General features: G+C 50.6%; 11 protein-coding genes. All 11 read left to right on the top strand.

Features of this window, described 5'->3' with window-relative positions:
* Window positions 1-87: 87 nt before the first annotated feature.
* The 11 genes from GKN89_RS21135 (at window position 88) to GKN89_RS21085 (ending at window position 14,997) form a co-directional block, all read left to right on the top strand.
* Complete coding sequence (locus tag GKN89_RS21135; RefSeq protein ID WP_019455563.1) at window positions 88-609, top strand: phage tail terminator-like protein; 522 nt, start codon at window positions 88-90, stop codon at window positions 607-609.
* Window positions 610-735: 126 nt separating this feature from the next.
* Window positions 736-1,398 (top strand): phage tail protein, encoded by a 663-nt coding sequence (locus GKN89_RS21130; protein WP_019455562.1) that lies wholly within the window; start codon window positions 736-738, stop codon window positions 1,396-1,398.
* Window positions 1,399-1,471: 73 nt separating this feature from the next.
* On the top strand, window positions 1,472-1,825 hold the full coding sequence (locus GKN89_RS21125; RefSeq protein WP_019455561.1) for a phage tail assembly chaperone: 354 nt from the start codon (window positions 1,472-1,474) through the stop codon (window positions 1,823-1,825).
* Complete coding sequence (locus GKN89_RS24490) at window positions 1,822-2,127, top strand: DUF1799 domain-containing protein (protein WP_154747734.1); 306 nt, start codon at window positions 1,822-1,824, stop codon at window positions 2,125-2,127. Before GKN89_RS21125 ends, GKN89_RS24490 begins: the two co-directional genes overlap by 4 nt.
* Before the next feature lie 55 nt (window positions 2,128-2,182).
* A complete protein-coding gene (locus GKN89_RS21115) occupies window positions 2,183-4,627 on the top strand; it encodes a phage tail tape measure protein (RefSeq protein ID WP_154747713.1) in 2,445 nt (814 codons plus the stop codon).
* Window positions 4,628-4,701: 74 nt separating this feature from the next.
* A complete protein-coding gene (locus GKN89_RS21110) occupies window positions 4,702-5,043 on the top strand; it encodes a phage tail protein (RefSeq protein WP_019455558.1) in 342 nt (113 codons plus the stop codon).
* 8 nt (window positions 5,044-5,051) lie between these two features.
* Window positions 5,052-5,804 carry a phage minor tail protein L gene (locus GKN89_RS21105; protein WP_154747712.1) on the top strand — a complete coding sequence of 251 codons (753 nt, stop codon included), beginning with the start codon at window positions 5,052-5,054 and terminating at the stop codon, window positions 5,802-5,804.
* Between the two features lie 2 nt (window positions 5,805-5,806).
* Window positions 5,807-6,517 carry a C40 family peptidase gene (locus tag GKN89_RS21100; protein ID WP_019455556.1) on the top strand — a complete coding sequence of 237 codons (711 nt, stop codon included), beginning with the start codon at window positions 5,807-5,809 and terminating at the stop codon, window positions 6,515-6,517.
* Window positions 6,514-7,134 (top strand): tail assembly protein, encoded by a 621-nt coding sequence (locus GKN89_RS21095; protein WP_060441078.1) that lies wholly within the window; start codon window positions 6,514-6,516, stop codon window positions 7,132-7,134. Before GKN89_RS21100 ends, GKN89_RS21095 begins: the two co-directional genes overlap by 4 nt.
* Window positions 7,135-7,188: 54 nt before the next feature.
* Window positions 7,189-12,906 carry a DUF1983 domain-containing protein gene (locus GKN89_RS21090; RefSeq protein ID WP_154747711.1) on the top strand — a complete coding sequence of 1,906 codons (5,718 nt, stop codon included), beginning with the start codon at window positions 7,189-7,191 and terminating at the stop codon, window positions 12,904-12,906.
* Between the two features lie 57 nt (window positions 12,907-12,963).
* Complete coding sequence (locus tag GKN89_RS21085; protein ID WP_060441076.1) at window positions 12,964-14,997, top strand: hypothetical protein; 2,034 nt, start codon at window positions 12,964-12,966, stop codon at window positions 14,995-14,997.
* Window positions 14,998-15,052: the final 55 nt, after the last annotated feature.

Here is a 15,052-nt window from a genome sequence, read left to right as displayed (position 1 = left end):
TGTTTTATTTTTTAATTTAAAAAAATAATAAAATAATTCTTTTCGCTTCGAATTTTATCATGTAGCTTGATAACATCTGAAGTTGGCATGCATGAGGCATTAATTCTAATTTTTCTATTCTCGTTGATAAAAACACCATATAAGATTGTGTCAATTCCTGATGGGCATGAGAGGATTTATGGATTAAATTATTTGGAGGTTGTGTTGAGTACCTTAAAGATAAAAGATTTGTTTGAGTCGGTACTGTTGCAATGGGCGGAAAAAAACAATATCGACTATACGTTGGCAAATTTCCCTGTTGAGGGAAGTGCGGTGTTGCATCTTGAGCCATTTATTGTTCCTGCAGTCAATCAGGGGGTCGGTGTTTCTCAGGATGTGACGATATACAGCGGTAATTATCAGGTCAATATTGTGATCAAAAAAGGCGAGGGGAGCCATGATGGCTATCTGTTAGCGGAGCGGGTGTTGTCACTTTTTCCCAATGGTGCTGAGCTTTTCGATGATTATTTGAGCTGCAGTATTAATGCCCCGGCCAGTATTTTACCTGCTATTCAAAAAGAAGATAGCTATATCATTCCTGTTAGTATCAGTTATTGGTCTCAGTCATGAATTTTCTAATGCGCTGAGACGTAACCGATTATAAATGTAATGAAGAAGTACATCAAAATGATGTCTTTCTTTTTATCTGCTACCGCCTCCTGGCGGTTTTTTTATATCTAAAAATGGAGAGTTACCATGAGTTTTGCATTACCTAATGGCGCAACTGTATTTGCCGGTATCCCTGCTACTTCGACGGTAGCAACGACGGCGGTTAGCAACGCTAATGGCGCTGTATTTACTCTGGCCACAGGTCATGGTTTGAAAATTGGGGACATTGTCATTGTCAATTCAGGCTGGGGGCTGATTGATGACTTGGTTGCCAAGATCACAGCCTCAACCGATACCAGCGTTACTATTGGTGCGATCAATACTTCGGATGTGAAGTTTTTCCCTGCCGGTATCGGTAAAGGTGCACTGACTAAAGTCGCCAACTGGACCCAAATTCCGCAAATTACCGAAGTGGCTCAGTCGGGCGGCGATCAACAATATGCTCAGGTTCAGTTTCTTGAGGATGATCGTCAACGCAACCTCGCGACATTCAAGGCGGCGAAAACGCAAACCTTTACCTTCGCTCACGATTCGACACAGCCAATTTATAGCGTGTTGCAGAATGCGGATCGTAATGGCGATGTTTTGGCATTTTATATGTACGTCCCTAAAGCTAACGAACTGCGCTATTGGTCAGCAATTCCATCTTTTGACCCTCAACCAACAACGGCTGTCAACCAGGTGGAAACTGTGGCTGTATCGCTGGCAATTCAGTCCAGCGACATGACTTTCTATAAAACCACCCTTTAATCGGTACGGCAAACAGGTCTTATCTCGGTAAGGCCTGTTTTTCAACGACACTATTTTTGCTTGGAGCTTTTTCATGATGACTGAATTTACCCTTAACCCAACCCCAACCTTTAGCATTGACGTCGCTATTCCGCGTGCGGGAAGCGAGGATGGAATATTGACATTTTCGTTCAAACATAAAAAACGCAGCCAATTGGAAACGCTGGAAAAATCGCTGCGCGAAGCAACCGAACAGCAATTGGATGCGGGTAGCTACAACAATGAACCTATGGCCGATTTCTTGCACGAAATTTGTGATGGATGGGCATTGCCCGACACGTTGAATAGAGAAAGCATTATCACATTGCTTGATAACTATCCGCGCGCGTTTGATGCAATTGCCACTGCGTATACCAAAGAGTTGATGGTGGTACGGGAAAAAAACTGACGGCGCTTGCCGAGGCTTTCTACACGCTTAAAACCCCTCCCGAAGAACTTGCCGCATTTGGATTAACGATAGATGACTACGAAACGGTCACTCTGGAAATCTGGCCGGATATGGTATCAGCTGTCACTATTTTCCAGATGATGGCGACGCAGTGGCGTATCGGAATGAATGGTGTCACCGGGTTGGATTATAACTGTCTGCCTTGGTTAATGAAGGTTTATGCGGTAGATGACGAGGCGAGCACATTAAATGATATCCGTATTATGGAAAACGCAGCGCTAAGAGTCATTCACCGAAAATGATCGCCTGCGAGGGTGCCAGCCCCGTGCTGGCTTTTGTTGTGGCGAGGAGCCAGACATGGCAGATATTGCAACCATGACGCTGCGTATTCATACCGGTGATTTGCAGCGTGCGAATAAAGAATTGAACGACTTGCAACGTAACGCTTCGGCAACCGTCGGTAAAATCGATGTGCTGAATCGCGCTTTTCGCAGTGGGGCGCAGGATCTCCGCCGCTATAGTGATAGTTTACATCAGATGTCGACTCGGCTGGGGCCGTTAAATAATGAATTGGGCAAGTTGATTCGGCAGCAACGTCAAACCCAGAGTTCAGTTTCCCGCAGCGCCTTCGATGAGCAAGGTTTAAGGCGCCATGGGGCGGCGCTGCAGCAGCTTAGGAGGCAAATGGGGCAGCAAGCTGCTGATATGCATACTGGTAATAATAATGCCAAAGCCTATAAGGAAACATTAAACACTCTATCAACCAATATGTTGGGTTTGGTGTCGTCATTGGCGTCGGGGGAGCCTGTTTGGAAAGTTGCGCTAAATCATGGGGCACAACTGGTCACTTCATTTGGTGGCGTAAGCAATACGTTGCAAGCATTACGCCCATTGTTGGTGACCACTAGCGCCGCTTTGGGTGGGGTCATCGGTGGTGTCGCAACGTTGGCCAGTTGGGGCTATAACGTCCGTGAATCATTCGACAGTATGCGAACTTCCATCATTATGACCAACGGCCAGGCCTTCAACTCGATTGGCCAAATGGAGTCTCTGGCAGTTTCTATCGGTTCAATGACGAACAGCAGTATCAGTTCGAATGAAACATTGCTCACGTCTTTGAACCGTTTGGGACGTTATTCCGCGCCGCAGATAGGCATTATTGCCAAAGCAACGCAGGATCTTGGTGCGGTGACCGAGGTGACCGCTGAAGAGGTTGAAGCCAACTTCCGCAAAATAGCGGACGATCCCGTTAAAGGATTGGCGGAGTTGGGTAAGCAGTATGGCTTTGTCAACGTTGAGATGTTAGAGCATGTCTCTCGTTTGGTTGATGCTGGGAAAAGCACCGATGCGGCTACGTTGGCGATGCAGTTCTATGGTGATGAGACCGGCAGGCAGTCTGCGGCTATCATGGAAAACATGTCTCCGCTGTCGCTGATGTGGATGGACGTTAAAAAATGGGCTTCTGATGCCGCACATGGCGTTGGCGTGGATATGTTGGCCATGGCCAGGCTGGTGAAAGATATCGTGGGCACGCTTATCGATGAAGTCAGGCTGTTAATCACAAAAGGCGATGGATTGATTTCCGGCTTTATCGTTGATTCTTTGGGGCCTATAGCCAAGATGGCCCACGTTGACTTTCTTAACGGTTTTATTGAGACGAATAAAAAAATTGTTGAGGACAGCCAGAAGACCTCCGCTAAGTTAGAGGAGAGCATCTTTCAGGGGCACGCAAGAATCAGTGCCGGCCTTGCAGGTTATCGTGAGGCCATGACGGCGGAACAACCGCCTGTTCACAAGGGGGACAGCCGTGAGCAAATAGACACGTGGCTGGGTAAGCGCAATAAACGCTCCGGATTTTATTCACCCACGGCGGTAGCGGCCCCTGTCTCGTCGGCGAAAGGGCAAGAAAAGCCCGACTACGGCCGTATTGCGGGGGATTACATTAATCAACAACGCTCGAAATCCCAGCAAGTACTGCAAGAAAGCGGAGTGAGTGACCGTGAATTGCAACGCCGTCGTGAGCTTCAGCAGTTGAGTCGGGAGAATAAAGAAAACCCGTTTGCTGCAAATATGATGAGTGAGCTGGCAAACACATTTGCTGCTGAAGATAAGGTTCGTGGCGACTGGCTCGCCGGTGCACGTAAAGGATGGAGCGAATATCTGGATACTGCGACCAACGTTTACGCCTCTATGGCGGATGTTGGGCGAGCCACCTTTAACGGCCTTTCCGGAATGTTGACGGATATGGTCACCACAGGGAAAACCAGTTTTCAAGAGTTTACTTCCTCTATCTTGAAAATGATCGTCCAGGTTATCAATCAGTTGTTGGTGGCGTTTATGGTGCAAAAAGCCATGGGATGGATTGCCCGAGACGCTTCTTCGGGCGGTAACACTCCTGGGGCGGTGCCGATGGGGTTGAAGTCCTCCGGTGGGTATACCGGTGATGGCGGCAAGTATGATGCTGCCGGCGTTGTGCATCGCGGTGAGTTTGTCATGACCAAGGAGGCGACGCAGCGTATTGGCGTAGGTCATCTTTACGCCATGATGCGCGGCTACGCTGACGGTGGTTTGGTCGGCGAGCGTGCACCGATGTTCGGACTGAAAGGCGATCGGGGAGGCGGTATTACGGTAAATAGTACTGTGGTGATGAGCCAGGATGGCAATGCGCGTAACGCCGGTGAGCCTCCTGCGGGAGGGATGGGGAAAATCGTACAGGGTATCGTCAACCAAGCGATTACCGAACGGTTGAGCAAAGAACTAAAACCGGGGGGATTGATTTGGAATGCCTCGGGAGCGCGCTGATTTTATCGGTGCTAAAACTACGAAATATACGGTCACAACCCGCTACGGCGGGTTTTTTTATGTCTGGAGTAAATATGCCAATCGATACTTTTCAATGGCGCACGCAGGCGGCACCTGTCGGCAACTTTTTTCACAATGTCCGCAGCGCACAGTTTGGCGACGGATATAAGCAAATCAGCAGCAATGGGTTAAACAGCGTTACCCAATCCTGGCAGCTGGTCTATACCGGCCACCCTACGGTTACGGAGTCGCTGTTGTCTTTTTTAAATGCGCATGTGATCCGCGCCTTTTTCTGGACGCCGCCCGGCGGCAGAAAAAATCTGTTTAGAGTCAAATCTGACTCCATCACGGTATCACCGCTTTCACGCAATGTGTTTTCGGTGAGTTTTACCTTTGAACAGGCCTTCGGGGTGTAGGGGGAGCCATGTCATATCACAACGATGTGCAAAAATTAGAGCCCGGTGAAGTTATCCAATTGATTGAAATTGATGGGACCGGTTTTGGCGCGGACATCCTGCGCTTCCATGCGCACAGCCTTCCTCGGGAATCTGAGGAGCTTGCCGCGTCTGCAGGGGATGAGCAACGCCTGAAGCCCAGGTCAATTTGGTGGCGGGGCCAGGAATATGAAGCTTACCCGTATGAAATTACCGGCTTGGCCACGACAACTGACGGTTCACAGCCTACGCCGAAACTGCGCGTTGCTAATATCAGCAATGTGGTGACTGCGTTATGTCTGGCGTACAGCGATCTTGTCCAGGCCAAAGTCTCCGTGCATCAAACCTTTGTGAAATACCTTGATGCGCGCAACTTTCCGGCAGGCAATTCGCTGGCGGATGCCAGTCAGGAACGGGTGCAGGTATTTTATATCGATAGCAAAACTGCTGAGACTAACACCGTCGTGGAATTCCAACTGGCCACACCCTTTGATTTGCAGGGGCAACAATTGCCGTCACGGCAAATCCATGGTTTGTGCACGTGGTGTATTCGCGGTTGGTATCGTACAGGAAGAGGTTGCGACTACGGCGGCGTTGCCGGCTTCGACAAAGATGATCAACCGGTGGACGATCCCGCGTTGGATGTCTGTGGCGGCCGTGTTTCCTCATGCAGAAAAAGGTTTGGTGAAGCCCAGCCGCTCTCCTTCGGTGGTTTCCCTGGTTCAAATCTTTTAGGGAAATGAGCATGCAAGAACATGTTATGCAGGCCATATATGAGCATGCCCGCTCGGTGTACCCGAATGAAAGCTGCGGTTTTGTGGTACTCAGTGGTCGTAAAGTACGGTATTTGCCGTGTGATAATGTGGCTGACAGCCCGCTGGAGGGGTTTGTTATTGCTCCGCAGGACTATGCTCGTGCGGAAGCGTGTGGGGAAATTATTCGCATTATTCACAGCCATCCCGATGTGCCAAATGTAGTTCCTTCTGAGTTGGACCGGGTTCAGTGCGATCATTCGGGTATTGTCTGGGGCATTTTGTCGTGGCCTGAAGGGGATTATCTCGAAATTGCACCGCGTGGCGATCGTCCGTTGATTGGCCGTAACTGGCTGCTGGGACATGCCGATTGCTGGTCATTGATCATGGATTATTACCACCGGCAGCATGGAATCATGCTGAATAATTACTCCGTAGAGCATGAGTGGTGGAGAGATGGTCATACCCGACTCTATGACGAGCATTGGTATCGTGAAGGGTTTCGTGAATTTGCGGGAGAAATACGGCCGGGTGACATGATCATGATGCAAATTTCAGCTCCGGTGACAAACCATGCGGGGATTTATTTAGGGGATAGCATGATGTTGCATCATCTCTATGGCCAGTTAAGCCAACGTTATCCCTATAACGGCTATTTCCAAGAACGAACGGTACGAGTGGTCAGGCGTAAGGAGTTGTTATGAACAAGGTAGCGAGAACAATCAGGTTAGGAGGCCAACTGGGCAAGCGGTTTGGCAAGACTCACCGGTTGGTGGTCGAAGATACTTGTGAAGCCTTGCGCGCGTTGTGCGTCACGGTCGAGGGGTTTGAGAAATATATGATGGGCGCTCATCGCCAAGGCATTCACTTCGCTTTTTTCAACGGTGATCAAAATATCGGGGTTGAAGAGTTCGCAACCTCGAAAGGTGATGCCGTGATCCGCATCATGCCGATCATTGCGGGCAGCAAGAACGGCGGCATGTTCCAGATAGTGCTCGGCGTTGCCGCTTTGATAGGGGCATTTTATACAGGGGGCGGCACGTTGGCGCTTTGGAAGGCATCCATGGCAACTTCTCTCACCGTTTCAACGCTCAGCATGATGGGTGCTTCCATGGTGATGGGCGGTGTCATCCAGATGCTGACACCGCAACCCAGCTTCGGCATGTCTGTTTCACAATCGGTGGAGAACAAACCCTCGTATGCTTTCGGTTCCCCGGTCAATACCACTGCACAGGGCTACCCTGTGCCCATTTTGTACGGTGAACGCGAGATCGGGGGAGCGGTGATCTCAGCGGGCATTTACGCCGAAAACCAACAATAGGACGTTTCTTTATTCATCACGGTCGCTCAGGCGGCCTTTTTTTATGGGCGCAATATGGCACAGACACTTATTCGCGGGCGCAAAGGTGGTGGTGGAGCGGCGCATACACCGGTCGAATCACCTGATGACTTGCAGTCCAATGCAAAAATTAAAATCCTCCTGGCGTTATCGGAAGGTGAGATCGCCGGCGAACTAGACGGCACGCGCATTCTGCTGGATGGCACGCCGATACACAATGCCGACGGCAGCGAGAATTTCACCGGACTGAAATGGGAGGTGCGCAATGGTACGCAAATGCAGGATTACATTCAGGGGATGCCGGACGTTGAGTCGGAAACCTCCGTCAACGTAAAACTGACGACGACCAATGCCTGGACACGTACTTTCACTAATACCGACATTGATGCATTGCGCATTCGGATGGGATTTCCATCGCTGTTTCGTTATGAAAATAACGGTGATATGCATGGCGCGGTTGTGGAATACAAAATTGAACTCTCTACCGACGGCGCTGCTTATCAAACGGTCGTTGCCGGAAAAGTAGAGGGCAAAACCACCAGTTTGTATGAGCGTGACCATCGGGTTAACTTGCCCAAGGCAACAAACGGCTGGACGTTGCGTGTAAGTCGTCTGACGCCGGACTCCACCAGCAGCAAACTGGTAAATAATACCCAGGTTCAGACTTATACCGAGATCGTTGACGCGAAGTTTCGTTATCCCAATACGGCACTGCTGTTCATTGAGTTCGACGCAGCTCAATTCAACGCGGTCCCTAAAATTACCGTCAGGCCAAAAGGCAAGATTATACGCATTCCCGCCAACTACGATCCGTTGGCTCGCAGTTACTCCGGCGCTTGGGATGGCAGTTTCAAATGGGCTTGGAGCAACAACCCTGCCTGGGTGTTCTACGATATTGCGCTTGATAAGAACTATGGGTTGGGGAACCGGGTTTCCGCATTGGAAATGGACAAATGGGGACTCTATCGAATCGCCCAGTATTGTGATGAGCTCGTCAGTGACGGACTGGGTGGTGAGGGTAAGGAACCACGCTTTTTGTGCGATGTGTATATTCAATCTCAGCAAGATGCTTACACCGTCTTACGCGATATTTCGGCTATTTTCCGCGGTATTACCTACTGGGGTAACGATCAGCTATTTGCCTATGCGGATATGCCGCGCGATATGGATTTTGTCTATTCGCGAGCCAACGTGATTAACGGTGAGTTTACCTATGCCTCAGGTTCTTACAAGAATCGCTATACCTCGGCGTTGGTCAAATGGGGAGATCCATCCAATCATTATGCCGAGGCCGTTGAGGCGGCCTACGATAACGATTTGGTTAAACGGTATGGGGTGAACCAGACCGAAATAACGGCTATTGGCTGCACACGCCGGACCGAAGCTCATCGCCGCGGTCGCTGGGCTATTTTAAGCAATGCCAAAGATCGTACCGTCAGTTTTAACGTTGGACTGGACGGCAATATTCCTCTGCCTGCGCGTATTATCGGCGTCGCGGACGCGATGTTGGCCGGTAAGGCCAATGGCGGCAGGATCCGAACTGCACAGGAACGAACAGTCGTTTTGGATCGTGAGGTCGAGTTTACCGCGGGCGATCGTTTGTGCGTCAATCTGCCGGATGGCACGGCCCAACGCCGCACCATTGCCAGCATTGCCGCTGACAAGAAAACCGTAACGCTCACTGCGGCTTTTCGTCAGCAACCGGAAACGGAAGCGGTCTGGAGCATCGATTCTGACGACCTGGCCGTTCAACAGTTCCGCGTGATTTCAGTGCAATCCAACGATGATGGCACTTTCACCATCAGTGCGGTAGAGCACGATCCAAATAAATACGCGTTTATCGATAACGGTGTTCGGTTGGATTCTCCGCCGCTTACTGTCACCCCCCCTGGCACGATAGCCGCACCCGCCAATATCACTCTTTCCCGGTATGACTATGTCAGCCAAGGGATCAATATCGCCACTCTGCGCGTGCAATGGGCGAGGGTGACCGGTGCGCTGAAGTATGAAGCGCAATGGCGCAAAGACAGCGGCAACTGGGTGAATATCGGTGCGACCTCTTCGCTGGGGTTTGAAGTCAACGGTATTTTCGCAGGCAATTATGATGTTCGGGTGCGTGCGGTTAATGCAGTCGACGTCTCCTCACCTTGGGGCCGCTCAGAAACCACCTATTTGGCCGGTAAAGAAGGGGCACCGCCGCGAATCGTTGGGCTGCGCGCTTCTATCGATCGGGTATTTGGTATCCAACTTTCCTGGATGTTTGGTACAGGGGCTGAGGATGGTCTGAAAACAACGCTAGCCGTTGCTGCACGAGCGGATTTCTCTGATGAGAAACTGTTGGCAGACGTGCCTTATCCGCAAAATAACTATGACATGCAAGGACTCAGGGCGGGGCAAACGCTGTATTTTCGCGCGGCGTTTACGGATAAAAACGGCTTACAGTCTGAATGGACGGAGTTTGTACGCGGCATTTCCTCCGATAAAGCGGATATCGTTTTGGAACAGATTGCCAACAGCATTACCGAGACGGAGTTAGGTAAAGAACTGTTGGATAAAATCTCCAGTCTGCCGTCCGATCAAAACGTTCAGGATCTGGCGAATAAGATCGCTAAGGCGCAGCGTGACATTGAGCAAAACAAGGAGGCACTGGCCGGCGATGTCGGTGCGTTGGAGCAGGCTCTCGAGAGTGTTAAAGAACAAGTTGCCGGCACCAATACCGATCTGAACATGACCGTAGAAGGTTTGCAGCGCAACCTGGAGCAAATCAGCAAGGCGGCGATTGAGAATAGCCTGACACTCGATTTGGCACGCACTGATTTGACGATGGCGAAGCAAACGTTGGCCGGAGATATTCAAGATGCCCGGCATGAGCTTAGCGGGACGCGAGCGGCTCTGCAGCGGGCCGATACCGAGCTACAGGCTAAAGTAGACGCATTGACCGGCGGTGACGGCACCAGCATTGCAGAGGTGATTTCTCAGGTTAGCGTCTTGCGGGAACAGGACCAAGCGCTGGCAGAGCAATTGGCTGCCGTCGTGGCCAAATCAGCGGGCAATGCGGCGCAAATTGCTCAAGAAAAGCAGGCAAGGAGTGATGCCGATGAGGCAATGTCCCAAGTTATCAATTCGGTAAAAGCCGTTTCCGATAAGCAGCAGGGAACGATCGCCCAATTGGAACAAACGCAGGCAGATGCTCAAGCGGCGTTGGCCAAAGTGGAATCGGATGTGGCCGCCAGTGCCCAAATTGTCGATGACCATCATGCGGAACAAGGTCGGGTTAATGCGGCCGTTACGGCAAAAACGGAAGCATTGGCTAACCAGCAGCAGGCAATGGGTGAGCAGTTGGGCGGATTGGGCGCCGAGTTTAGCGATAATCAGGCCCAGGTTACGCAGCAACTGAAGACTTTGACGGATAGCGAGTCGGCTCTGGCACGGCAACTCAGTGCCCTGGAATCACAAGCGGGCTCCAATACGGCAGCGATAGCAGCGGAATCGCAGACTCGCGCAGAAGCTGACAGCGCTCAGGCGAAAGCGCTTAACACGTTGGGAACGGCCGTTGATGGCCAGGCTTCGGCCATCAATGTACTTCAGCAGGCAGCCAGCAATGCCGAGAGTTCAATGGCGGGCATTACGCAATCGCTGGAAGCACTCAGCAAAGCGGATATCGAGAACGCATTAAATCTTGATAACAGCAAAAAAGATCAGCACGAAGTTAACGCCACGATTACCGTCCAACAGCAAGTTCAGGCCGATCAGTTGGCGTCTCAGGCACGGCAGTTGGCACGTTTGCAGGCCAACTTTGGTGATGTTTCTGCAGAACTCCAGCAAGAGTTAACCGTGCGTGCAACGGAAGACGGCGCGCTGTCACGACGTTTGGACTCGCTCAATAGTCAAGTGGGCGATAGTCGTGCAACCTTGGCCCAACTGCAGCAGGTTGTCAGCGATGCCGAAAGCGCACGGGCGGGAATGACGCAGTCGCTGGAAGCCTTGAGCAAAGCGGATATTGAGAATGCGCTAAACCTTGATAACAGCAAGAAAGAACAGGTTGGGGTAAACGCCGGGCTTATTTCGAAACAGGAGGTTCATGCCGACAAGCTGGAGTCGCAGGCACGGCAGTTGCTTATGCTGCAGGCTAACTTTGGCGATGTTTCTGCCGGGCTGCGGCAGGAGCTCACCGTACGCGCGACCGAGGACAGCGCATTATCACAACGGCTGGATTCACTTAATAGCCAGGTAGGGGAGAGCCAGGCTGCAATTACGCAGCTGCAGCAAACGCAATCTGATGCCGATAGCGCCAATGCCAGTCTGTCACAATCGTTGGCAGCGACGGCGAAAGCCAATATTGAGCTGGCATTGAAGCAAAGTGGGGATGTTCAGCAACAAAACACCATTACTGCGGGGCTCCAGACTCAACAGACGGTTTTGGCCGATAAGCAACAAGCGCAGGCTAGGCAGTTGATTGGCTTGCAGGCCAATTTTGGTAGCGTTGCGGCTAAATTGGCCACAGAGTTGACGGTAAGGGCGCAGGCCGATAGCGCTTTGGCACAACAGTTGACGACGTTAAGCGGCACGGTTGATGAGAATCAAGCGAACGTTGAACAACAGCTGCAGGTTTTGGTGGATACGGGTAGCGCTCAGGCAAAACAGCTTACCGATATATCCAGTAAAACAGAGGGAAACCGCGCTGCACTGACCCAACTGGCGAAAACAGTTACCGATAACCAATCGGCCTCTTCACAACAGATTGTTCAACTTAATACTGAAGTGGGTAAGGTCAAAACCAATCTGCTGAATGAAAGCAGCGTACGTTCAAGCGCCGATAGTGCATTAGGACAACGTATTGATCACGTGACGGCGACCGCCGGTAATAACACTGCGGCGGTACAGGAGGTCAAACAGGCACAGGCTTCATTGAACGGAAAGATATCGGCATCATGGAGTTTGAAGGTACAGGTTGACAACGCAGGGCGGCAGTTTGTTGCAGGGATGGCGTTGGGCGTAGATGGCGCGGGCAACAGTCAGTTCTTGGTCCAGGCGGATCGTTTTGCGTTGCTGAATAATCCAAACGGAAGTGTCTCCTCCCCGTTTGCCGTGCAAAATGGCCAGACGTTTATTAACGCCGCGTTTATCGCCAATGCTTCGATAGACAGTGCAAAAATAGCACAGGAAATCACGTCGTCAAACTACGTTTGGCATGACGACCCCGCTTATCGGCAGGGATGGGCGATCAATAAGAATGGTTATGCCACGTTCAGTAATATGGATGTGCGCGGACGTATTTTCGCCACTTCAGGCGTATTCAACAACGTGACCATCAATGAGAACTGCGATGTCAGAGGCAAGGTTTATGCGAATAGGATAGATGGTGATATTGCCAGCATGCAGGCATTCAGTGCCCAGACGCTACGCAAGCATGATGGCGTATATACCTACGTCTATGCGGGTGGAATGAACTATGCCGTGAGACTCGTCATTCCCAATATCAAGGTCGTGTATTACAGCAGCCCGCGAGGTTCGGTATGCAATATGCGAATCAAACTGAATGGGAATATCCTTCGTCAACATCGATTCAGTAGAGTGAGCGGAGGGGATGTTTATGAAGATGCTATTTCAATCGATATTCCAGCGTATGCCGGCGAGCAGCAAATTAGAATTGAGACTGACGCTATGGATGATCGAGATAGCACAATAGTTTCCTCTTTTGTCATGATGGTTTTCCCTCTTAAGAATAATAGGTTCTGGTCCTGGAGAGGATGAATGTTCTTTGGCGTTTAATTACCTTAATTTAATTTTTAGAAACATGGAGAAATAAGTATGTGGTATAAAGCGGGTAAAATTAATGTTGTCGCTAATAGCGCCTCTGTTTCTGCGACCGGCACACAATGGGGAGATGCAAAGTACGGCGTGATGCCGGGGATGATGTTGCTGGCACCAGATAATAAGCTCTATGAAATCAAGAGCGTTAACAGCAATGCTTCATTGACCTTGAACAGTAGTTATTCGGGTGAGACGGCCAATGGGCAACCCTATGCCATCATTACGACTTACGAAGGAGATATCAGTCAGTTCTCTGCTCGATTCAGCGCCTTGCTAACCTATTTTCAGGGAAGTCGTAGTGAGTTGATCGATGTCTTGACTGGTACCGGCGACGTTAAATTAACCAAAGAAGATGGTTCGTTGATCACTGTACCTTCGTACAGCAAATTGATGGCGGATATGCAAGACAAGGCGCTTGTTTCCATCGATCGTTTACGCTTTGCGATGCCGGTGACAACAACGGCAGATGTCACTTATTTGTGGGGGACGCTGGTGAACTTCCCGCAAAATGGCGCAACGGTGAGTATAGATATCGTTGGCGGGGCGGGATTTAATGGCCAGGTTTACAATAACACTGGAGCACAGGTTATTATCAGAACGGGGACGCAGAATAACGTTGTTAATTCACGTGGGCGCATTTCAGCTAGAGTGGTTCACTCAGGTAATGAAGTTATTATTAAAGCTCTTTCTTTAGTAGAAACATCGGCAAATAATTACGATGTTTATGTGACTCTGGGCAGTTTCATGGCCTCCAACTACTATACGGTGCAAGGAGGGTCACTTTCGACCATGCTGAGCCGTTGGGTCAACAAAGGGACTCGTTTCGAGGGCGACCTTCCTGCCAGCAATATGAACGTGGGAATCTATGCGCAGTATGTCGAGAGTTTGGCAAACAAAAAAATAGATCTGCAGAAGTGCATTTGGGCTGGCGATGGTACCGGGATTGGCGGCACTTCTGTGCACAAAGATGATGCGTTTGAAATGCTCAACCGTTTTTATCGGATAAATCAAGACTCGGCTAACTATCCAGGTGGTGCGGGTAACGTAGCGGTGGTTTCCCTGCCGCTGGATGGCAGCCCATCGGCGGCTTATTTGGCGGTGAGCGGGCAGCGGCATGCCTGGGTAGGGCAAGGAAGCAACTATGGGGAAAATAAAGGAAAAATATTCTGGCAGCGCGTGTTTACCGATCTCTATGCTCCTGCCGTTTCGGAGTTGAGAAATGGCAAAGATTACGGATTGACGGGGGCAGTCACCGCTGCAGCTCGGCTTAATTTAGATTCGCTATACCAGTCCAGTCCGTTGATGGTGATTAATGACGCTATTAATCGACCGGCGGAATTGGGGGTGGGCGCCGCGTTTATTAAAGTTGAAAGCTGGAAAGTGGATGGCGGAGCGGAGCCCGGTTCGCTTCGCACGCGGCAGGTGGTTTCCGGTTATGGCAGCCTTGGTTCTGAAAGCGGCAAGGTTTTTACCCGGGTGTGGAACGGTACGAAATGGACTGGATGGATTAAGGACTGGACAGAAGCGACGACGACGGTAGATGGCAACGGCTTTATCAAGAAAGCTTCGCCGATTGCTCGCTTGTCCAGCGATCCGCAGCGCATGAACAGTGATTTTTTAGCCGGCTTTATGCTTGCCGGCGTAGCGGCGATCAATCCCGAGGCGGCGGGAGTCACTGCAGAAAAGCTCACGACTGGCGTTTATCGCCTCACTGGTGCTCGTGGCTTCGCAAAGGAGGGGTGGACGTTTGAAATACCTCAAGATGGCAACGGCAACCGTTTGTGCTTCGTAGAGACGGAGACTGACGACGATGGCGTCGTCACGGTCAGAGTCAGTAAACGGCGATTCGATGCAGATACGGCGATGGTTATTGCCGGTGAGCCTATGGATATTCCGGCGGGGCGCTGGATCGATCTACGACTGGATGTCCTTCAGAATCAGGAAGTTGATGAGAAGGAAAAACATGCGGCAGATTTTCGCGATATTGATCTTGCCGATGCAGATGATGCCAACGTTGGACCTTTGCAGTAATTAGAATCGACTATTTATTTCTCTCTTTCGTGAGTTGCTAATTATAAATATGTCA

Source organism: Serratia sp. YC16 (genome assembly GCF_009707615.1).
Lineage (GTDB): Bacteria > Pseudomonadota > Gammaproteobacteria > Enterobacterales > Enterobacteriaceae > Serratia > Serratia surfactantfaciens.
Note: the sequence above shows the minus strand (reverse complement) of the source record. Positions and strands in the feature narration are given on the sequence as shown.